21 protein-coding genes are annotated in these 19,927 nt (G+C 72.5%); 9 read left to right on the forward strand and 12 right to left on the reverse strand.

Annotated elements, in window-relative coordinates; translation table 11 throughout:
* Positions 1 to 47 precede the first annotated feature (47 nt).
* Complete coding sequence (locus CRYAR_RS18715; RefSeq protein WP_157017880.1) at positions 48 to 1,238, reverse strand: helix-turn-helix domain-containing protein; 1,191 nt, start codon at positions 1,236 to 1,238, stop codon at positions 48 to 50.
* 155 nt (positions 1,239 to 1,393) lie between these two features.
* Between CRYAR_RS18715 and CRYAR_RS18720 the strand changes: the two genes are divergently transcribed.
* Positions 1,394 to 2,323 carry an esterase/lipase family protein gene (locus CRYAR_RS18720; protein ID WP_035852546.1) on the forward strand — a complete coding sequence of 310 codons (930 nt, stop codon included), beginning with the start codon at positions 1,394 to 1,396 and terminating at the stop codon, positions 2,321 to 2,323.
* A 60-nt stretch (positions 2,324 to 2,383) separates the two neighbouring features.
* On the opposite strand, the gene CRYAR_RS18725 is transcribed toward CRYAR_RS18720, so the two are convergent.
* Positions 2,384 to 3,436: a hypothetical protein gene (locus CRYAR_RS18725; protein WP_035852547.1), complete on the reverse strand. Its 1,053-nt coding sequence runs from the start codon at positions 3,434 to 3,436 to the stop codon at positions 2,384 to 2,386.
* 84 nt (positions 3,437 to 3,520) lie between these two features.
* Positions 3,521 to 4,663 carry an epoxide hydrolase family protein gene (locus CRYAR_RS18730; RefSeq protein WP_035864778.1) on the reverse strand — a complete coding sequence of 381 codons (1,143 nt, stop codon included), beginning with the start codon at positions 4,661 to 4,663 and terminating at the stop codon, positions 3,521 to 3,523.
* Between the two features lie 99 nt (positions 4,664 to 4,762).
* Here CRYAR_RS18730 and CRYAR_RS18735 point away from each other — a divergent pair, with 99 nt between their 5' ends.
* Together CRYAR_RS18735 and CRYAR_RS18740 are read left to right on the forward strand one after the other, a co-directional pair.
* A complete protein-coding gene (locus CRYAR_RS18735; RefSeq protein ID WP_035852548.1) occupies positions 4,763 to 5,362 on the forward strand; it encodes a TetR/AcrR family transcriptional regulator in 600 nt (199 codons plus the stop codon).
* A gap of 104 nt (positions 5,363 to 5,466) precedes the next feature.
* Positions 5,467 to 6,147: a FadR/GntR family transcriptional regulator gene (locus tag CRYAR_RS18740; protein WP_211247533.1), complete on the forward strand. Its 681-nt coding sequence runs from the start codon at positions 5,467 to 5,469 to the stop codon at positions 6,145 to 6,147.
* Here CRYAR_RS18740 and CRYAR_RS18745 read toward each other — a convergent pair.
* The 7 genes from CRYAR_RS18745 to CRYAR_RS18775 are packed head-to-tail and all read right to left on the reverse strand — an operon-like array spanning position 6,098 to position 12,601.
* Positions 6,098 to 7,093 carry an aldo/keto reductase gene (locus CRYAR_RS18745; RefSeq protein WP_051570612.1) on the reverse strand — a complete coding sequence of 332 codons (996 nt, stop codon included), beginning with the start codon at positions 7,091 to 7,093 and terminating at the stop codon, positions 6,098 to 6,100. The genes CRYAR_RS18740 and CRYAR_RS18745 overlap by 50 nt on opposite strands.
* Positions 7,090 to 7,896, reverse strand: a complete 807-nt coding sequence (locus CRYAR_RS18750; RefSeq protein ID WP_211247534.1) for an amidohydrolase family protein — start codon at positions 7,894 to 7,896, stop codon at positions 7,090 to 7,092. Before CRYAR_RS18750 ends, CRYAR_RS18745 begins: the two co-directional genes overlap by 4 nt.
* Complete coding sequence (locus CRYAR_RS18755) at positions 7,893 to 8,234, reverse strand: L-rhamnose mutarotase (protein ID WP_035852553.1); 342 nt, start codon at positions 8,232 to 8,234, stop codon at positions 7,893 to 7,895. The genes CRYAR_RS18750 and CRYAR_RS18755 overlap by 4 nt, the downstream gene beginning before the upstream one ends.
* On the reverse strand, positions 8,231 to 9,412 hold the full coding sequence (locus tag CRYAR_RS18760) for a mandelate racemase/muconate lactonizing enzyme family protein (protein ID WP_035852554.1): 1,182 nt from the start codon (positions 9,410 to 9,412) through the stop codon (positions 8,231 to 8,233). Before CRYAR_RS18760 ends, CRYAR_RS18755 begins: the two co-directional genes overlap by 4 nt.
* Before the next feature lie 28 nt (positions 9,413 to 9,440).
* Positions 9,441 to 10,322, reverse strand: a complete 882-nt coding sequence (locus CRYAR_RS18765) for a carbohydrate ABC transporter permease (protein ID WP_035852555.1) — start codon at positions 10,320 to 10,322, stop codon at positions 9,441 to 9,443.
* Between the two features lie 3 nt (positions 10,323 to 10,325).
* The gene (locus CRYAR_RS18770) at positions 10,326 to 11,249 is read right to left on the reverse strand and encodes a carbohydrate ABC transporter permease (protein WP_035852557.1); all 924 of its coding nucleotides are present in this window, start codon (positions 11,247 to 11,249) and stop codon (positions 10,326 to 10,328) included.
* The gene (locus CRYAR_RS18775) at positions 11,246 to 12,601 is read right to left on the reverse strand and encodes an ABC transporter substrate-binding protein (RefSeq protein ID WP_035852560.1); all 1,356 of its coding nucleotides are present in this window, start codon (positions 12,599 to 12,601) and stop codon (positions 11,246 to 11,248) included. Before CRYAR_RS18775 ends, CRYAR_RS18770 begins: the two co-directional genes overlap by 4 nt.
* A 104-nt stretch (positions 12,602 to 12,705) precedes the next feature.
* Here CRYAR_RS18775 and CRYAR_RS18780 point away from each other — a divergent pair, with 104 nt between their 5' ends.
* The 4 genes from CRYAR_RS18780 to CRYAR_RS18795 are packed head-to-tail and all read left to right on the forward strand — an operon-like array spanning position 12,706 to position 16,044.
* A complete protein-coding gene (locus CRYAR_RS18780) occupies positions 12,706 to 13,722 on the forward strand; it encodes a (R,R)-butanediol dehydrogenase (RefSeq protein WP_035852563.1) in 1,017 nt (338 codons plus the stop codon).
* The gene (locus CRYAR_RS18785) at positions 13,719 to 14,474 is read left to right on the forward strand and encodes an SDR family oxidoreductase (RefSeq protein WP_035852567.1); all 756 of its coding nucleotides are present in this window, start codon (positions 13,719 to 13,721) and stop codon (positions 14,472 to 14,474) included. Before CRYAR_RS18780 ends, CRYAR_RS18785 begins: the two co-directional genes overlap by 4 nt.
* A complete protein-coding gene (locus CRYAR_RS48125; protein WP_035852570.1) occupies positions 14,471 to 15,088 on the forward strand; it encodes a bifunctional 4-hydroxy-2-oxoglutarate aldolase/2-dehydro-3-deoxy-phosphogluconate aldolase in 618 nt (205 codons plus the stop codon). Before CRYAR_RS18785 ends, CRYAR_RS48125 begins: the two co-directional genes overlap by 4 nt.
* On the forward strand, positions 15,085 to 16,044 hold the full coding sequence (locus CRYAR_RS18795; RefSeq protein WP_051570615.1) for a sugar kinase: 960 nt from the start codon (positions 15,085 to 15,087) through the stop codon (positions 16,042 to 16,044). Before CRYAR_RS48125 ends, CRYAR_RS18795 begins: the two co-directional genes overlap by 4 nt.
* A gap of 51 nt (positions 16,045 to 16,095) precedes the next feature.
* Here CRYAR_RS18795 and CRYAR_RS18800 read toward each other — a convergent pair whose 3' ends face one another.
* On the reverse strand, positions 16,096 to 17,097 hold the full coding sequence (locus CRYAR_RS18800; protein WP_051570617.1) for an endo alpha-1,4 polygalactosaminidase: 1,002 nt from the start codon (positions 17,095 to 17,097) through the stop codon (positions 16,096 to 16,098).
* Positions 17,098 to 17,247: 150 nt separating this feature from the next.
* Positions 17,248 to 17,922, reverse strand: a complete 675-nt coding sequence (locus tag CRYAR_RS18805; RefSeq protein WP_035852573.1) for an SDR family NAD(P)-dependent oxidoreductase — start codon at positions 17,920 to 17,922, stop codon at positions 17,248 to 17,250.
* A gap of 140 nt (positions 17,923 to 18,062) precedes the next feature.
* Between CRYAR_RS18805 and CRYAR_RS18810 the strand changes: the two genes are divergently transcribed.
* Both CRYAR_RS18810 and CRYAR_RS18815 read left to right on the forward strand, forming a co-directional pair.
* A complete protein-coding gene (locus tag CRYAR_RS18810; protein WP_051570620.1) occupies positions 18,063 to 18,860 on the forward strand; it encodes an IclR family transcriptional regulator in 798 nt (265 codons plus the stop codon).
* Positions 18,857 to 19,867 carry a zinc-dependent alcohol dehydrogenase gene (locus CRYAR_RS18815; protein ID WP_035852575.1) on the forward strand — a complete coding sequence of 337 codons (1,011 nt, stop codon included), beginning with the start codon at positions 18,857 to 18,859 and terminating at the stop codon, positions 19,865 to 19,867. Before CRYAR_RS18810 ends, CRYAR_RS18815 begins: the two co-directional genes overlap by 4 nt.
* The last annotated feature ends 60 nt before the right edge of the window (positions 19,868 to 19,927 follow it).

A 19,927-nucleotide genomic window follows, 5' to 3' on the forward strand; every position in this document is an offset into this window, starting at 1 on the left:
TCGGCGAGGGCGTCCCGGCCGCCTCCTCCTGGCGTCCACTCCGGATGCTAGCCGTGGGCCCGGGCCGTGAGCGCGGCGTGCAGCATCGCCGTTCCCGGGCCGGGCACCGTGTCCAGGCCGGTCAGCGCGGTGATCTTGCGTAGCCGGTAGTCCACGGTGTTGGGGTGGACGCAGAGCGCGGCTCCGGTCCGCCTGCGGTCGAGCGCGCACTCGAAGAAGGTGCGGAGCGTGTCCAGCAGCTCGGGCCGTCCGGCCAGCGGATCGAGCAGCGACGCGAGCTGGTCGCGGGCCGGGCCGGGGCGGCTGAGCTGGTACTCGAGCAGGACGTCGGGCAGGCGGTGGACGCCGGGGCCCCGGCCGGCCGCGGTGGCGACCTCGCGGACCTCGGCGGCGAGCCGGGCCGCCGCCGCGACACCCGGCGGGTCGGCCGCGACGGCGCCGACGGTGAGCTCGGCCGCGCAGTGGCGGCGGAGCCGGTCCACGTCGGAGCGCAGGTGCTGCCAGTCGTCGTCGGTCAGCCCGCCGGGAGCGGTGGCGATGGGCACCAGCACGAGGCCGCCGGTGCTGGAGAGCCGGGTCAGGGCCCGGCCGCGGGTTAGGTGGTGCAGCTCGGTGCGCAACCGGCGCAGTTTCCGGCTGGCCGCCACCGCGGGGTCGACCCCGGACACCGTCTCGTCGGGGTGCGGGGCGATGCCGATGCTCAGGACCAGGTAGCCGGCGGGCCGGGAGATCGCGGTGTGGTCGGCCGGGGGCCGGCCGTCCAGCAGGGCGGCCAGCAGGGCCTGCCGGGCGTCGCGGTCGGTGTTCCCGGAGGCGTTGGCGTGGTGCAGGTAGCCGGTCAGCACCGCCCCGACGACCGGCCGCAGATAGGCGAAGGCCGCGCCGCACAACCCCGGCAGCCCGGCGGCCTCGTGCGGTCCGGCCCGCCGGGCCACCTCGTCGAGGACGTGCTGGGCGCCGAAGAAGTACGCGTCGACGACGGTGCCGAGCGGCAGCCCCTCCTCGGCGCGGCGGGTCGCCGACTCCCGGAGCGCGAGGAGATCGTCCCCCTCGGGGAGCACCCCCTCGCGGAGGTACCGCGCGAACCCCCGCAGCGACTGCCGGACGACGCCGGTGATGTCACGACGCAACTCCTCCGGCGGCAGCGACGCGTAGACCGGCAGGTGGTCGACGAGCGCCGCGACGACGCCCGGGACCAGCGCCGGTACCGATCGGGCGAGCCACTCGTCGGCGGCCACCCCTCCGACGGTCGGGACGGGCCGGTTGTCCGGCGTCACAACGGACCTCCCGAAACGCTGGACCGGGTGCGGAAGCGCCGGGGCCGAGGCCGCCGCATGCTGGACCAGCCTGAACTTACCGGTCAGTAACCCCTTTTGTCGGAAGGACTTCACCGTTGAAGCTTCCCCGTCTCGGCCTCCTCGTCGCCGGCCTGCTGACGGCCGCCGTGATCACTCCGGCGCCCGCCGCGGCAGCGACCACCGAAACCCCGGTCGGAGACCTCGGCACCGCCGTCACCAACTTCCTGACCAGCCCCGACCGGGTCGCCGGAGCGAACGACTGGTCGTGCCGGCCGTCCGCGGCGCACCCCGAGCCCGTGGTGCTGGTGCACGCCACGTTCGTCAACCAGGGCGCCAACTGGGTCGCGCTCGCACCGACACTGGCGAACGCCGGCTACTGCGTCTACGCGTTCAACTACGGCATGAACCCGGTGCTCTCGGCCGGGCGGGTGGGCGGGCTGACCGACATCGCCGGGTCCGCGCGGGTGATGCGTGCCTTCGTCGACCGGGTCCTGCGTGCGACCGGCGCCGCGAAGGTCGACGTGGTCGGGCACTCCCAGGGCGGGCTGATGCCGCACTACTACCTCGAACGGCTGGGCGGTGCGCCGAAGGTGCGGACGTTCGTCGCGCTGGCGCCGAGCAACCACGGCACCGACCTCAACGGGCTGATCGGCGCGGCCAGGAGCCTGAACCTGCTGGGCTTCGCCAACCGCGCGCTGACGAGCTTCAACCTCGCCGGTCTGGTCCAGCAGGAGACCGGTTCGGCGTTCCAGCGCGGGCTGTTCGCGGACGGCGACACGGTTCCCGGGCCGCGGTACGCGGTGATCACGTCGAACCGGGACACCGTGGTGACGCCGTACACCAACGCGTTCCTCACCGGGCCGAACGTCACGAACGTGCTGCTGCAGGATCAGTGCCCGGACGACCGGGTCGGTCACGTCGGGCTCTTCCTCGACAGCCCGGCCATCCAGAACGTGGTGAACCAGCTCGGCGACGGCGCGCCGGACTTCCGCCCGGTCTGCCGCGGCTACGGCCCGGCGGTCTGACCCGGCACGGTGGCGGCCGGGTGTCTCCGGCCGTCACCGCGGTCGGTGCCGCGCCCCGCGTCAGCGCCGGAGCGTGATCGTGGCCGCTTCCGGGGCGGTCACGCCGGACAGGTTCGCCCACGCGACCGGCGTGCCGTCCTTGCGCGGCGCGCGAGGCCTCACGGTCACGCGCACGGTCTTCGCCGACTCGGCGACGTCGAACGCGGTCGCGCCGACCGGGTAGCGCCGGCCGTCGACCGTCACACCGACGATCGTCGGCTCCAGGCCGCTGAACCCGTCCGGCGGCGACGAGGTGCCCTCCGGCCCCATCCGCGGCGTCCAGTACGTCGCCGTGATGCGCGTCGTCATCCAGCAGCGGCCGCCCTTCGCCCAGCCCCGGCCCTCCAGATACGACGTCAGCGACGCCGTGACCTCGAAGGTCGCCGAGAGGTACGCGTCGCCGCGCCGAGCTCCGAAGTGGGCGGAGTCGGTGCCGGCCGTCGCCCCGCAGGCACCGGCGGCCGGCCCGCCCGGTTTCCCGGTACGCAGGCTGATCTCGGCGGTGCGCCCCTGATAGGTGTGGCGCAGGGTCGCGTCGGCGCCGACCGGAACCGACACCACGACGAGGACGTCGGACTCGGACGGGTCCAGGTCCAGCGGCCGGGCCTTCCCGCCGACGAGCACCTGGTAGGGGCCCGGCTCCGGTTTGCCGGGCGCGGTCTTCACGCCGTCGGTCTCCGACAGGTAGGTGACGAGGAACTCGTGCCCGGGCGCGGCCAGCAGATCCATCTCGGGCGCGCGTCCGTAGGTGCCGTACTTCTTGAGCCGGGAACCGAGGAACGCCTTGAACACCCGGGCGTCGTGGGCCTCGAGGTTCCGGACGGTCACCGACCAGCTCAGCGCGGTCCGCCACCCCTCGCCCTGCAGGAACGCGGACTCGCCGAACTTCCGGATCCCGTCGAACCGGGGAAGGAACGAGTCGGAGATGCTGCGGTCGACGTAACCGGCGTCGGCCGTCGACGCGGTCGGTACCGGGCTCGGACTCGACTCCGTCGGCGCGGGTTCGGCATCACCTCCGCACCCCGCGACCGCGAACACCACCCCGACCACGATCGCGCTCCACCAGCGGGTCACGACGCCACCTCCCGGCCCGGCTCCTGGCCGCGACGGTACCCACCCCCGGCACCCCGGCCCGGAGCGACCGGTCGATCAGGTCGATCAGGAGCGCAGGCTGCGCAGGCCGGTGCGGATCTCGTCGACCAGGATCTCGGGCTGTTCCAGGGCCGCGAAGTGCCCGCCCCGGTCGGGCCGGCCGTAATGGATCAGGTCGGAGTAGGTGTCCTCGACCCAGTCGCGCGGCGGGCGGGGGACGTCCTTCGGGAAGATCGTCACCGCGACCGGGAGCGTCAGCTCGGGGCCGGTGAACGAGCCGGACGGGTTCTCCCAGTAGATGCGGCCGGACGACGCCGCGCTGTTGGTGAACCAGGAGAGCGCGATCGTGTCGAGGATGGCGTCGACGCTGAGAGCGTCCTCGGCGAGCCCGCGGTTGTCGGTCTTGGACTGGTACTTCTCGTAGATCCAGGCGGCCTGACCGGCGGGGGAGTCGGCCAGCGCGAAGCCGACCGTCTCCGGCTTCGTGCAATGGAGATGGTTGGAGCCGCCGAGCGGGCCGGTGTAGTAAGCGCGGCTCTCCACGGCCTCCTGCTGTTCGGGACTCAACGCGTCGGGTAGCTCGGCCGGGAACGCCAAGGTGCTGGTCAGGTGGATCCCGAGCAGCCCGTCGGGGCGCGCGGCGCCGAGCGCGGTGGTGACGGCGGCGCCCCAGTCGCCGCCGTGCGCGGCCCACCGCGAATAGCCGAGCCTCCGCATCAGCTCGGCCCAGGCGGCGGCGGTGCGCGGTACCGTCCACCCGGTCCCGGTGGGCTTCTGGGAGAACCCGAACCCGGGCTGCGACGGCACGACGACGTCGAACGAGTCCGCGGCGTCGCCTCCGAACGACTCCGGGTCGGTGAGCGGGCCGATCAGCTTCAGGAAGTCGACGTTCGAGCCCGGCCAGCCGTGCGTGAGGATCAGCGGCAGCGCGCCGGGGTTCGCCGACCGGACGTGGACGAAGTGGATGTCCAGCCCGTCGATCTCGGTCATGAACTGGGGATGGGCGTTGAGCTCGGACTCCAGGCGGCGCCAGTCGTACCCGTGCTGCCAGTAGTCGACGAGCGCGCGGGCGTTCTCGACGCGCACTCCCTGCGACCAGTCGGGCACGGTCTCCGGGTCCGGCCAGCGGGTGCGGGCCAGACGCTGGTTCAGGTCCTCGATCTCCGAGTCCGGGATCGAGACGGTGAACGGGCGGACGAGATCGGTCATCGTGTCCTCCAGGACGTAGTTGCACACTGGTGTGCAGCGTATGTCACTGCACACCCGTGTGCAGTGTGACGATGCACACAGGTGTGCAATGATTGGGTCGTGCGTACCGAGTCCTCCCGTGCGCGCTCGACGGCCGAGACCCGCGAGCGCATCGTCGACGTCGCTCTCGAGGTGCTGGGGGAGAACCCCGACGCGGGGATGGGCGAGATCGCCGTCGCGGCCGGTGTCGTCCGCCGCACGGTCTACGGCCACTTCCCGTCCCGCCTCGATCTGGTGCGGACACTGACCGAGCGGGCCGTCACCGCGATGTCGCTCGTCCTCGCCGAGGCCGACGCGTCCCACCCGGAGGCCGACGCCACCTGGGCCGCGTTCGTCGGCAGCGTCTGGCCGGTCGCGTACCGGTACCGGGTGCTGCTGGCGCTGCGCCGGGGCGAGTTCGGCGGGACGATCCACGAACTGCTCGGCCCGATCGACGAACTCCTCGCCGACCTGATCGAGCGGGGCCAGGACGCCGGGGTGTTCGGCCGGCACGTGCCGGCCGACGTCCTGGGTCAGGTGGCCTACGGCGTCGTGTTCGCGATCGCCGACGCCGTGGGTTCGCACGAGGACCTCGGCGTCCGCGCCGCGATCGTCACCAGCCTGCTGACGCTGGGGGTTCCCCAGGCGCGCGCGATCGCGCTGACCGACGGACAACCCTGACCGGCGGCCGGGCGCGCCCCGGCCCGTATATTGCACGCATGGTTGCCCGCCCCGACGCGTTCGCCCTTCCTCCACGTGGTCGGGCGGAACGGCTGGGAGTGGCGGTGACCAGCGAACTCGTCGAGATGATCGTCACCGGTGAGGTCGCGGAGGGTGACCTGCTGCCGCCCGAGGCCCCGCTCAGCGAGCACTTCGGCGTGAGCCGCACGGTGATCCGGGAGTCGATCAAACGGCTCGAGGAGAAGGGCCTCGTCGTCGTCGCGCAAGGCCGCGGTACCCAGGTGAACCGGTCCGGCTCGTGGAACATGCTGGACCCGATCATTCTCTCCGCGCTCATCGACAACGACGAGTCGCTGGGCATCCTGGACGAGCTGACGGTCGTGCGCGGCCACCTGGAGTCGGCGATGGCCGGCGCGGTCGCGGCGCGGAACACGCCGGACGAGCTCGAGCGCATCCGCCAGGTGCACGACACCATGCGCGGGATGCAGCAGGAGAGCGACGCGTCCCGGCAGGAGGACGTCGTCTTCCACCTGACGATCATGGAGATCTCACGCAACCGGCTGGCCGAGAACATCGCGAAGCGGCTCTACCGGCGGGCGCTGGAGAGCACCCGGTACCAGGGCGCCGACTACGCGGGCGCGTTCGAGTCCACGATCTCCGAACACGGGCGGGTGGTCGACGCGATCGCCCGCAACGACGTCGAGGGCGCCGAGCGGGCGATGCGCGAGCACATCCTCAGCTCGTGGCGGCGGCGTCGCCTGGCCGGCCCCCCGGAGAGCGCGTAGGCACCGCGGCCGCCGGCAGGAAGCCCGCCGCGACCAGGTCGCGCCACAGCCCGTCCGGGACGTCGGCGGCGAACCGCTCGAGGTTCTCGTCGACCTCGCCCGGCGACCGCATGCCGACGGCGACCGCCGCGACGGCCGGGTGCAGCAGCGGGAACGCGAGGGCCGCGACCGGTAGCTCGACCCCGTGGTCCTCGCAGATCTCCGCGATCCGCCGGGTGCGGTCGAGCACGGCGGCGTCCGCGGGCCGGTACTCGAACGTCGCCCCGGCGGCGGGCCGGGCCGTCGAGAGCAGCCCGGTCGCGAACACTCCCACGGCCACGACCGCGACCCCGGCCTCCCGGGCCGGCTCGAGTACGGTCTCCAGCGCGCTGGCCTCGAGCAGCGAGTAGCGGTTGGCCAGCATGATCACGTCGACCAGGCCCTCGCCGATCAGCGTGGAGAGACCGGCGGTGGAGTTCGTGCCGATGCCGATCGCCGAGACCAGGCCGGCCTGCTTCAGCCGCGCCAGCGAGGCCAGCGACTCCCGCGCGGCGGATCCCCAGGCCTGGTCGGGGTCGTGGGCGAAGAGGATGTCGACCGCGTCGAGGCCGAGCCGGTCGAGGCTCTCCCGGAGGGACCGCTCGACGCCCTCGGGCGAGAAGTCCCAGCGTCGCTCCAGGTCACCCGGGACCAGGAACCCGTCGTCGTCCCACTCGCGCGGCGGCACCCGGGGGACGAGCAGCCGCCCGACCTTCGTCGAGACGACGAACTCGTCGCGCGGACGCTCCCGCAGCGCGGCGCCGAGGCGACGCTCGGAGAGCCCGAGGCCGTAGTGCGGGGCGGTGTCGAAGTAGCGGATGCCGCGGTCCCAGGCCCGGTCCAGCGTGCGGCGGGCCCGGTCGTCGTCCATCGCGGCGGCGAAGTTGCCCAGCGGCGCGCCGCCCAAGCCGAGCGTTCCGGGAATCATGACCCGAGTCCGTACCACGCCGCGGCGGTCCCGCCGTCGATCGCCCGGCGTTCGCCGGTGCTCAGGTCGGCGACGAGCGCGTCCACCGCGGCCCGCCAGGACACCGGTCCGGCGCCGAGCAGCGCGAGCGGCCAGTCCGACCCGTACATCAGCCGGTGCGGGCCGAACGCGTCCAGCGCGACGTCGGCCACCCGCCGCAGCCGGTCCGCGTCGGACACCAGCGCGGCCAGGCCGGAGATCTTCGCGGTGACGTTCGGGAGGGCGGCGAGTGTCCGGAGGCCACGCTCCCAGCCCTCGTCGTCGTCGCACTCGGCGATGCCCCCGAGGTGGTCGAGGACGAACCGGGTGCCGGGGCGGGCGGCCGCGACCGACGCGGCCAGGTCCAGCTGCCACCACCGCACGACCAGGTCGAAGCCGAGGCCGTGCTCCGCCAGGGTGTCGAAGGACGCGCCCACGTCGGGCCGGCCGAGCCACTGCGGATCGGGGTCCACGTGGACGAGGTGACGGATCCCGACCAGCCGTCCGTCGGCGCCGAGCTTCTCGAGTTGCGCGGCGGCGTCGGCGGTGAGGTCGATCCAGCCGACGACCGGCTCCGACCGGCTCAGCAGCCGCTGGGTCTCGCCGAGGTCGTTCACGGTCTGGACGACCACCGCGGTGTCGACGCCGGTGTCCGCGAGCATCCGGGCGAGGTCGTCGGACCCGAAGTCGCGGTCGATCGCCCCCATGGTGCCCGGATCGATCCAGGGCTGCGGGTCGGTGGCGCGGTGCCAGAGATGCACGTGCGCGTCGATCCGGCCGCTCACGACAGGTGCCAGATCTCGTCGAGCGGCTGCCAGAGCGCGCCGGGCACCCGCTCGTCGACGATGCGGACCTGGCACGGGTCGGTGTGCGTCCACCACTCGCGGGTGACCGGATCCTCGGCGACCCGGGCCAGGTCGGCGTCGTGGTCGTCGCCGACGTACTCGTAGTAGGCGAACAAGGTGTCGCCGGTCACGAAGATCGAGTAGTTGGTGACGTTCGCGTCCCGCAGCGTCTGCTCGACCTGCGGCCAGACCTCCCGGTGCAGGCGGAGGTACTCCTCCCGCCGCTCGGGCCGGAGCCCGACGACGAGCGCGTGGCGCTGCGGCTCGGCCGCGCTCACGCCGAGGTCCCCAGCGCCGCCGGGGCGGGCGTCGCCCGGGCCGGGTCGGGTACCAGCCGCAGCCCGGCCCGGTCGGGGCGGACGTGCGGCCCGGCGATCCCGGCGAGCGGAGTGGCCGGCGTCGCCGTCCGGATCACCGACTCGTCGACCCGGATGCCGAGCCCCGGCTCGTCGCCGAGCACGATGCCGCCGTCGCTGAACTCCTGGTCGATCTCGAGCCCGACCGGCGAGTGCAGGTGCTGGATCTCGAACGACAGGTGGTTGGGGATCGCGGCGGCCGCGTGCGCGAGCGGGTTGCCGTGGTACGAGACCGGGCTCACCGGCAGGTCGCGGCTGTGCGCGACCGCGGCCACCCGCAGGAAGTGGGTGATGCCCCAGACGTTGCCGACCTGGACGACGTCGACCGCGTCGGCGTCGAGCAGCGGCCGGTACTGCTCCAGTCCGGTGAGGTTCTCACCGGTCGCCACCGCGGTCCGGACGTGCTGGCGCACGGACGCGTGGCCGGCGGCGTCCCACCGGCGGAGGGGTTCCTCGATCCAGGCGAGGTCGATGGCGCGCTCCAGTTCGGTCAGGTAACGGACGGCCTGCGTGCGGTTCCAGGACTCGTTCGCGTCGAGCATCAGCGCGGGACGGTCGGAGTTGCGGCCGAGGACGTCCCGGACCGCGAGCAGCCGGCGCAGGTCGTGCTCGACGTCGTGCCCGCCCTTGAGCTTGGCCGCGCTGAAGCCGCGATCGGCGTAGCGCTGGTAGAGCTGGACGAGTTCCTCGTCGCCGAGGGCGATGTCCAGACCGGAGGCGTACCCGGGCACGAACCGGTTCAGAGCCCCGAGGGTTCGCCACAGCGGCTCTTCGGCGTACTTCGCCTTCAGGTCCCAGAGTGCCATGTCGATCGCGCCGATCGCCCCGAACGTGGCGCCGGCGTGGCCGGTCTTGAAGACCCGGTTGAGCATCCGGTCGTAGAGCGCGGTGACGGCCCGGGGGTCCTCGCCCTCGACGGCGTCGAACACCCGGTCGATGTCGCCGTGCGCGCCCACCCCGACGCCCTCGACACCGTCGTCGGTCTCGAGGATCAGCACGTGCACGTCGGTCCGCGGACCGGGCATCACGCCGTTGGCATCACCGGTCAGCCTGCCCCACTCGTGCGTGGTCAGCAGACTGCGATAACCGGTGACCTTCATGGTGACTCCTTCTTCGGGCGGACGGGGCTCACTCTTTGGTCCCGCCCGCGGTCATGCCGGCGACCAGGAAACGTTGTGAGACGAGGAAGACGACGAGCACCGGCAGCACCGAGACGACGGTCGCCAGCGCGAGCGTCGGGAGCTGCACGGACTGCGCGCCGGCCGAGCTCGGGTTGAACGCCGGCGTCGAGGCGAGCAGCGAGGTCAGCCCCACCTGCGCGGGGTAGCCGTCGCTCGAGGGCAGCATCACGAACGGCAGGAAGAAGTTGTTCCAGTTCTGCACGAAGCTGAAGAACGCGACCAGGGCCACGATCGGTGCGGCCAGCGGCAACGCCACCTTCGTGAAGACCTGGTACTCCCGGCAGCCGTCGATCCGGGCCGCGGCGAGCAGGTCCCGCGGGATGCTCGTCGAGAAGTAAATGTAGGTGAGGTACACCCCGAACGGGAAGAACGACATCGGCAGGATCACCGACAGCGGGCTGCCGATCAGCCCGACCACGTTCAGCTCGAGGAAGATCGGCAGGACGAGCGCGGTGTTCGGGATCAGCATGACGATCAGGGTCAGCACCAGCAGCAGCCGCCGGCCCCGGAACTCGGTGAGCGCCAGCGCGTAGCCGGCCGGGATGCTGGCGACGAGCGTGATGACGAGCGCGCCGATCGCGTACAGCGCCGAGTTCCCGATCCAGCTCGTGACCGCGCCGTCCTGGAACGAGAACAGCGAGCTCCAGTTCTCGGCCAGATCGCCGAGGCCGCCGGGGGCGAACGGGTTGTCGACGATCAGCCCCCGGGCCGACTTGGTGGTGGCCAGCAGCAGCCAGACGATCGGAATGGCGAAGAACAGCACGAACACCGTCAGTACGACGGCGACGATCGTCCGGCCGCTCCAGCCGCTGAGTTTCGCAGTGGTCATGGATCAGTCCCGCTCGAACAGGCCGCCGCGCGTCACGAAGACGGCCGACAGCGCGAGGGCGATGACGAGCAGCAGCAACGAGATCGCGGCTGCTCCGTTGAAGTCGTTCTGCTGGAACGCGTACTGGTAGGCGAGCTGGTTGAGCGAGTAGTCGTTCGGCACGATCGCGTTGCTGGCCTGGGAGAGCAGCTGCGGCTCGACGAACAGCTGGGTGCCGGCGGCCAGCGACATGATGCCCATGTACGAGATCCACTTGCGCAGCATCGGCAGCTGGATGTTCCAGGCGATCTGGACCGGGCTCGCGCCGTCCATCCGCGCGGCCTCCATCACCTCGTCGCTGATGTTGTTCAGCGCGCCGTACATGATGACGATCCAGCCGCCCGCGCCGGTCCAGAACGCGATGATCGCGAAGATCACCGGCAGGTTGCCCGGGACGATGACCTGCACGAAGCTGTCGAACCCGAACAGCGTGAGCAGGCCGCCGACCGGGCTCGCGGTCGGGTCGAGCACGAACAGCCACAGCAGCACGCTCGACGCCCCGGCCAGCGCGCCGGGCAGGTAGAAGACGAACCGCAGCGTCCGGCTCAGCCAGCGGACCTTGATCGCGTGCACCACGATCGCCAGCACGGTGACCAGCACGACCAGGGCGACCAGCCAGATCAGCAGGTAGAACGCCACGTGGGTGACGGCCGGCCAGAAGCGGAAGTCGCCGACGACCTTCGAGAAGTTGGTGATCCCGGCGAAGCCGCCCTCGACGTCGGTGAAGGCGAGGTAGACCGCGTAGAGGGCGGGCAGGACGCCGAACGCCAGCGCGAGGGCCGCGTAGAGCGAGATGAAGCCGTAGCTCATCAGGCTGCCGCGCCGCCGGACGGGCGGCCGGTCGGCCGCCCGTCCCGTCGCCGGGGCCACCTCGGCGACAACGGTCATTTGACCGTGTAGCCGTTCACTTGCGCCTGGTTCTTGATCGCCTGCTCCCACTCGGGCAGCAGCGAGACCAGGCTCTTGCCGCCCGCGATCGCCGGGGTGATCGTCTTGGCCCAGACGGCTTCCTGGCTGAAGATGCCGGAGCCCCAGCCGTCCCAGATCGACGTGCCCGCCTCGACCACGGCGGTCAGGTCGGTGGCGTAGTAGCCGCTCGTCTCCTGCTTCTTCACCCACTTCTCCGCCGCCGGGGCGTAGGCGGGGTACCCCGGAGCGACGGCGACCTGGTAGTCGTCGGCCGTCGTGACGAACCGGACGAACGACTCCGCGGCCTTGAGGTTCTTCGAGTGGCTGCTGACGAACCAGGTGCCGCCGCCGACGTTGCCGGTCACCGCCTTGTCGCTGCCCCACGCGGGCGGCGGGGCGACGCCGAGCTGGCCCTTCGGGACGTTGAGCGACTCCGGGTTGTTGAAGATCGCGCCCGCGTACCAGGCCGGACCGGGCATCAGGAGCACCTTGCCGGAGTACTTCTTGACGAACTCGGGTGTGAAGACGCTGACGTTGGGCGTGGTGCCGTTCGTGATCAGCGTGTCGAGCATCGTCGCCGCGCGCTTGCACTCCGCGCTGCCGGTGTCGACCGTGACCGCCTTCGGGCCGGTGATGCCGTTGGCCCGGCACTTGCTGGCCCAGAAGAAGACCTCGGGCGTCCAGGCATCGCCGACCGTGCCGACGATGTAGCCGGGGTGCTCCCGGCCGACCTTCTCGCCCAGGGCCTGGTACTCCTCCCAGGTCTTCGGGACCTGGTAGCCGAACTGGTCGAGCAGCGTCTTGTTGTACCAGAGCACCGCCTGGGCGAGGTCGTTGCGCAGGCAGTAGACCTTGCCGTCGACCGTGCACGGGTTCAGCGAGCCGCTGGTGAACTGATCGAGCGTGTCCTTGGCGACCAGCCCGTCGTTGAGCACCGCCGCGAACGCCTGCTTGCCGTTGCTTTTCTGGCTGGCCCAGGCGGCGTCGTTGTTCTGGGACGAGAACACCACGTCCGGCCAGCCGCTCTGGGCGCGGTCGAAGAGCTGCACCTTCGTCCGGAACGAGTTCGAGCCGTTCGCCGAGCCGTCGTAGGTCACGACCTTGATCGGCGTGCCGGGGTTGGCCTTCGTGAACGCGTCCGCGGCCTTGGTCCGATCGGCGTCCACCCAGACCGTGATCGTCGCCTTGTCGTCCTGCTTGACCTGGGGGAAGCCGTACTCCCCGGCGGTGGATCCGCCGCCGCTGTTGCACGCGGCGAGCGCCAGGGTGAGCGCTGCGGCGCCGGCGATGGCCACCAACCGGGACCGTCGAGCGGCTCTGAACCGAACCATGTCATGTCCTTTTCTGATCGTCGTCCTTGACGTCGAGTTCGTGGGGCCAGACCATAAGGTCACACGTATGATGTTTGCAAGAGGGCGAGAGAGCGAGGCCGTTGATGCAGGGTGTGGCGTACGAGGGTGGCGGGACGTTACGGGTCTCGACCACGGAGGTGGAACCGCCGGGGCCGGGAGAGCTGCAGATCGCGGTCGCGTACTGCGGCCTCTGCGGGACCGACCTGCACATCGCGCACGGCAACATGGACGCCCGGGTGCGGACACCGCTGATCTTCGGCCACGAGGCCGCGGGCACGGTGGCCGCGGTGGGGCCCGGCGTGACCGGCTGGGAGGTCGGCGACCCGCTCACCGTCATGCCGCTGCTGTGGGACGGGACGTGCTCGGCGTGTCTGGCCGGCCATCAGCACATCTGCCAGAACCTCACGTTCGTCGGCATCGACTCCCCGGGCGCGCTGCAGCAGCGCTGGAACGTGCCCGCCTCGATCGCCGTCCCGCTCCCGGCCGACCTGGACCTGCGCGCGGCCGCGCTGGTGGAGCCGGTGGCGGTCGCCGTCCACGACGTGCGCCGCTCCGAGCTGCAGGTCGGTGACCGCGTCGTGGTGCTCGGCGGCGGCCCGATCGGCGTGCTCATCGGCTGCGTCGCGCGCCACGCCGGGGCCCAGGTGCTGATCGCCGAGGTCGACGAGAGCCGCCGGGCCCGGATCGCCGCGCTCGGGTTCGAGACCGTGGATCCCGCCACCGACGACGTCGTCGCCGAGGTGGGGCGGTGGACCGGGGGCGATGGGGCCGACGTCGTGTTCGAGGTGTCGGGGGCCGCCGCGGCCGCACGCTCCACCACGGCGCTGGCCAAGGTCCGGGGCACGATCGTGGTCGTCGCCATCCACGCCGCCGCGCGCGAGATCGACCTGCAGCGGGTCTTCTGGCGTGAGCTGCGCCTGCTCGGCGCCCGGGTGTACCAGCGTTCCGACTTCGAGCGGGCGATCGCCCTGCTCGGCCAGGGTGTCATCCCCGCCGAGGAGCTCATCACCCGCGTCGTCCCGCTCGACCGGACGCCGGCCGCGATGGACGACCTGGCCGCGGGCCGCGCGATGAAGATCCTGGTCGAGGTGGGCGCGTGAGCGGCCTGTTCGACCTGAGCGGCCGGCTCGCGGTCGTCACCGGAGCCCGGCGCGGCATCGGGCGCGCGATGGCCGAGGCCCTGGCCGGGGCCGGAGCGGACATCATCGGGGTCAGCACCCAGGCCGGGCCCGACGACGACGTCGCCACGACGATCCGGGGCCTCGGCCGGTCGTTCGAGGCGCGGGCGGTGGACTTCGCCGACCGGGAGGCCGTCGTCGCGCTCGGCACCGAGCTGGCCGCGCGTGCTCCGGACATCCTGATCAACAACGCGGGCACGATCGAGCGCGCGCCGGCGATCGAGCACCCCCTCGAATGGTGGGACCGGGTGCTCGAGGTCGACCTGTCCAGCCAGTTCGTCCTCACCCAGCTGGTCGCCGCGCCGATGCTCGAACGCGGCCGGGGCAAGGTCGTCTTCACGGCGAGCCTGCTCAGCTTCCAGGGCGGCATCAACGTTCCCGGCTACGCCGCGGCGAAGTCGGGCGTCGCCGGGCTCACCCGGGCGCTGGCCAACGAGTGGGCCGCCCGGGGCGTGAACGTCAACGCGATCGCGCCCGGCTACATCGCGACCGACAACACCGCGGCGCTGCGCAACGACCCCGATCGGTCCCGCTCGATCCTCGAGCGCATCCCGGCCGGGCGCTGGGGCCGCGGCGACGACCTCGCCGGGGCCACCGTCTTCCTCGCCTCGGCGGCGTCGGACTACGTCTCGGGCACGGTCCTGCCGGTGGACGGTGGGTGGCTGGGCAGATGACCACCACCGAGCTCGCGCGGATCCGGGTCCTCCCGGTCGTCGTCCTCGACGATCCGCGGCATGCCCTTCCGCTCGCCCGCGCGCTCGCCGACGGCGGTGTGCCGTGCGCCGAGATCACGCTGCGCACCCCGGCCGCCGTCGAGGCCGTCGCGACGGTGGCGGAGCTCGACGGGTTCCTCGTCGGCGCGGGCACCGTGCTCACGCCCGAACAGTTCGACCGCGTCGTCGACGCCGGAGCGCGGTTCGTGGTGAGCCCCGGCTTCAGCGCGGTGCTCAGCAACCGCGCGAGCCGGCGGGGCGTGCCCGCGATCCCCGGCGTGGCGACGGCGAGCGAGCTCATGTCGGCGCGCGCGGCCGGGCACACCGTGGTGAAGCTGTTCCCGGCCGCGCAGCTCGGCGGCGCCGCGCTGGTGCCGGCCCTGCACGGGCCGTTCCCCGACGTCCGGTTCGTGCCCAGCGGCGGGATCAGCATCAGCAACGCCGCCGAGTACGACCTCGAACCGGTCCTGACCGTCTCCACCAGCTGGATCACCCCGCGGGACGTGATCGCCGCCGGGCGCTTCGACGAGATCACCGCGCGGGCGCGCGAGTTCCGTGCGGCGGTGGGGCGGTGATCGAGCGCGTCGTCACCGTCGGTGAGGCCCTGGCGGTGTTCCGGGCCGGTGACGACGGACCGCTGTGGAGCGCCCCGCGGGTGGCGGTCTCGACCGGCGGCGCCGAGGCCAACGTCGCGATGGCGCTGGCCCGCCGGGGCGTGCCGGTCAGCTGGTTCGGCCGGGTGGGCGACGACTCGCTGGGGCGCCGCGTCACCCGCGAGCTGCGTGCCGAGGGCGTCGACGTCCACCCGGTCGTCGACCCGGGCGGCCCCACCGGGCTGCTGGTCAAGGAGCGCGGCGCCGACGGGCGCACCAGCGTCGTCTACTACCGGCGGGGGAGCGCGGGCAGCCGGCTGAGCCCGGCCGACGTCGAGCGGATCCCGCTGTCACGCACGACGCTGCTGCACCTCACCGGCATCACGCCGGCGCTGTCCGACGAGGCCGGGGCCGCGGTCGATCACCTGCTCGACCGGGCCGACGCGGCCGGTGCGACCGTGTCGTTCGACGTCAACCACCGCGGGCGCCTCTGGCCGGCCGAGGTGGCCGCGCCGGTGTACCGCGCGCTGGCCTCCCGGGCCCACCTGGTGTTCGCCGGCGTCGACGAGGTGCCGTTCCTGCTCCCGGGCCGGGGCGGGGCCGACGCCGGGGCGGCCGCACTCGCGCTGGCGGAGCGGGGACACGCGCACGTGGTCGTCACCGCCGGGGCGGCCGGCGCGGTGGCGTGCGTCGACGGTTCGCTGCACGCGGTGCCGGCGGTACCTCTCGACGGCCCGCTGGAGACGGTGGGCGCCGGTGACGCGTTCGTCGGGGGCTACCTGGCCGAGCTCGTCGCCGGTCGGCCGGTCGAGTGCCGTCTCCGGACCGGCGCCCGGCTCGGCGCGGCCGCGTGCCGCCATCCGGGCGACTGGGAAGGCGTCGCGGACCTCTCCGGCCTGGACCCGGCGGAGGCCTCCACCGACCCGGTCAGCCGATGACCGCCGCGGGGTCGCTCGACACGTCGGGCGAGCGACCCCGCGGTGCTCACCTCAGCACTCGTTGTAGACGTAGCCGTCGGTGCCCGGCTTCGTCACGTTCTTGTCGCGCTGGACGACCGAGATCTTCGACTTCACCGCGGTGCAGGCCTTGCTGAAGCCGCTCGCGGAGTACTCGATGTCGACCCAGTTCCCGCCCCACACCTCGGCGTAGTCCCCGCACTCCGAGGTCGAGCCGCACTCCTCGACGACGGCCAGGTCGAAGCCGGCGGCCTTGCCTTCGTCCGCCAGCTCGGCCGTGTTCTTCTGGGCGATCGCCAGGTTCAGGCCGTGGGCCTTCTGGATCAGCAGGGTGGCGAACGCGAGCGCGTCGCTCTTGCTCATCAGCCGGGGAGCGCCTTCCTTGGGCTCCTTGCCCTCCCGGGCCAGCTTGCGGTCGGAGAGGTTGCTGTAGGCGCGGGTGAAGCTGTCGAGGTTGTCGACCTCGACGGCGTCGAACTTCTTGTCGGCGCAGGCCTGGATCTGCTTCCCGACGATCGCCGCGAGCGCCGCGCGCTTCGCGTCGGTGCGCAGGTCGAAGATGATCTCGTCCGGCCAGCCCGGGTCGACGTAGTACGGCTTGGAGTACTGCTGGTTCTCGGTGGCCGTCGGGTAGTCCGGCGTCGGGTTGGGCAGCAGCAGCTGCTTGCGGCTCGCGTCGTCGGCGAACCACTTGCTGGTGCCCTCGAGCGGCTGACCGTCGCTGCCCTTCTCGTCGGGCTGGGTCTGGAAGCCGTTGATGTAACAGATGTCGTAGCCGAGCCCGGCCGGCGTGTCCTTCACGTCCCGGCTGACGACCTTCACCCCGCTCGCGGGGGTGTAGCCCGTGCTGATCTGGTAGTCGAACTTCGCGTTCGGCAGGAACGTCTTCACGGCCGCGGCCCGGGTGGCGGCCGATGCCGGGGTGTCTCCAGCGACATCGGCGCATCCGGCGGCCACCACCGCGAGAGCGGCGAACAGCATCGCCGCGCGGCGGAAGACGGGACGGCGGTCACGCCGTCCGTGGTTCGCGTGCATGGTGTTGTGCTCCTGCGTGCCGAGATCTACCCCGCCTCGGGCGTGTCGCCCTGGCGTCGACGCCGGACTGCTGGAACCGGCTGGGTTCGATCACTCATCGCCATCAATGCGGCGATGTCGGCACGATAGGACACCCCCGCAAGGCCGTCGTCAGTAGGTCGCGCGGCCGCCGCTGATGTCGTAGACGGCGCCGGTGGAGAAGCTGACCCGGTCGGAGGCGAGGAACGCCACCAGTTCGGCGACCTCCTCCGGGCGTCCGACCCGCTTCATCGGGATGAGGCCGGCGATGTGGTCCAGCACCTCGGGCGCGGTGTCGTCGTTCATCGGCGTGGCGATGACGGCCGGGGCGACGACGTTGACCAGCACCCCGCTGGTGGCCAGTTCCTTGCCGGCGGACTTGGTCAGGCCGATGACCGCGGCCTTGGTGGCGGAGTAGATCGACAGGTTCGGGTTGCCGTCCTTGCCGGCCATGCTGGCGAAGTTCACGACCCGGCCCCAGCCGCGCTCGCGCATGCCGGGGACGAAGACACGCAGGGTGTTGACGGTGCCGAGCACGTTGACGTCGAAGACGCGGCGCCACTCGTCCGCGGTGGTGTCGAGCAGGGGCTTGTTGGGGCCGATGACGCCGGCCGAGTTGACCAGGACGTCGACCGGCCCGATCTCGCCGGCGACGCGCCGCAGGGCGTCCTCGTCGGTGACGTCGGCGGTGACGTCGGCGCCGCGCAGATCGAGCGTGGTGACGGTGAGGCCGTCGGCGCGCAGGCGGGCGGCGCTCGCCGCCCCCAGGCCGCTGGCGCCGCCGGTGACCAGTGCTGACCTGCTCATGTGTCTCCTTCGGTCCGGGCGACGCGGTCGAGGACCTCGACGACGTGTTCGAACGGGCGGCCGGTGGCCCGGGTCGGGGCGCGCCACGCTCACCACCATGCTTCCAACTGTCGAAACGGTGGTCTATCTTTCGGAACGAGATGGACACTACCCAGGCGGACGCGATCCCGCTCCAGGTCGCCCGGTTGGACGAGAGCCGGCTGGTCGGGTCCGACCGGGTGCTCGCCGTGCTCAAGGAACTCGCCCGCCACCCCGACGGGGCCGGGCTGGAGGAGCTGACCCGGGTGATCGGCAGCCCGAAGCCCACCGTGCACCGGGCGCTGGCCTCGCTGCGCCGGGCCGGCCTGGCCGACCAGGACGATCGCGGACGCTACGTGCTCGGCGACGAGTTCCTCCGGATGGCGTTCGCCCACCACGAGCTGCGCCCGGAGCAGGTGCGGATCCGCCCGGTCCTGGAGGCGCTGGCCGCCCGCTTCGGCGAGACCGCGCACTACGCGGTGCTCGACGGCCGGGAGATCGTCTACCGGGCGAAGGTCGATCCGCCGACCGGCGCGGTCCGGCTCACCTCCACGATCGGTGGCCGCAACCCGGCCCACGCGACCGGCGTCGGCAAGCTGCTGCTGGCCTACCGGCTCGACTCGCTCGACGCGGTGCGCGACTGGATCGGCGGCGAACCGCTGGTCCGACGCACCGCGAACACCCTCGGCGACGCCGGCGCCCTGTACCGCGAGTTGCGGCTGAGCCGTGAACGCGGCTACGCGGTCGACGACCAGGAGAACGAGGTCGGCATCAACTGCCTCGCGCTCCCGGTCTACGCGACGTCACCGGCCACCCCGTCGGGGGCGATCAGCGTCAGCGCGCTGACCTACCGCACGCCGCTGTCGACCCTCACCGACGCCGTCGAGGACGTGCGCCGCGCGCTCGGTGCCTACCGATGAGAGCCTTCGTCCTGCACGGCCCCGGGAAAGCCGCCGTCGAGGACGTTCCACCGCCGGTCGCCGTGCCCGGCGAGGTCGTCGTCGACGTCGAACGGGTCGGGGTGTGCGGCACCGACGTGGAGTTCTTCACCGGCGAGATGGCCTACCTGCACGAGGGCCACTCGTCCTACCCCATGCGGCTCGGCCACGAGTGGGCGGGCATCGTCGCCGCGGTCGGCGACGGGGTCGACCCGGCCTGGGTCGGGCGCCGGGTCATGGGCGACACGATGATCGGCGACGGAACCTGCCGCCGGTGCCGTCGCGGGCACCAGCACGTGTGCGAGCACCGCCAGGAGGTCGGTATCCGGGGCGGCCGGGCCGGTGCGCTGGCCGAGCAGATCGCCGCCCCCGTCACCTCGTTGCACGCGATCCCCGACAGCGTCGATCCGGTTCTCGGGGCCCTGGTCGAGCCCGGCGGGAACGCGTACCGCGCGGCGCGGGCCGCGGACGTCGGGCCCGGCGACCGGGTCCTGGTGCTCGGCCCCGGCACGATCGGCCTGCTCACCGCGATGTTCCTGCGTGCCGCCGGCGCCGAGGTGCACCTGCTGGGCCGCGACGAGGAGAGCCTCGCGTTCCCTCGCGGTCTCGGGTTCGCCGACGCGTGGACCGAGCCGACGCTGCCCGCGCTGCCGTTCGACGCGGTCGTCGAGGCCTCCAACGCCGCGCACCTGCCCGCCCGGGCGCTCGCGCTGGTCGAACCGGCCGGGCGGCTCGTCTACATCGGGCTCGCCGGGAGCCCCAGCCTGATCGACACCCGCACGCTGGCGCTCAAGGACGTCACCGCGGTCGGGGTGCTCTCGGCCTCACCCGGTCTCGACGCCACGATCGCGGCGTACGCGTCCGGTGTCGTCGACCCCCGCCCGCTGGTCGCGGCGACCGTCGGGCTCGACGAGGTCGCCGCCGTGCTCGCCGGCCATCGCCCCGCCGGAGCGGGGCCCGGCCCGAAGGTGCACGTCGCCCCGTCCTGACGCGGGGCCCGCGCGGTGCGGAGCACGACGCCGAGGCCGTCGTGCGGGCGCCGACGCCGG

The sequence above is a fragment of the Cryptosporangium arvum DSM 44712 genome (genome assembly GCF_000585375.1).
Lineage (GTDB): Bacteria > Actinomycetota > Actinomycetes > Mycobacteriales > Cryptosporangiaceae > Cryptosporangium > Cryptosporangium arvum.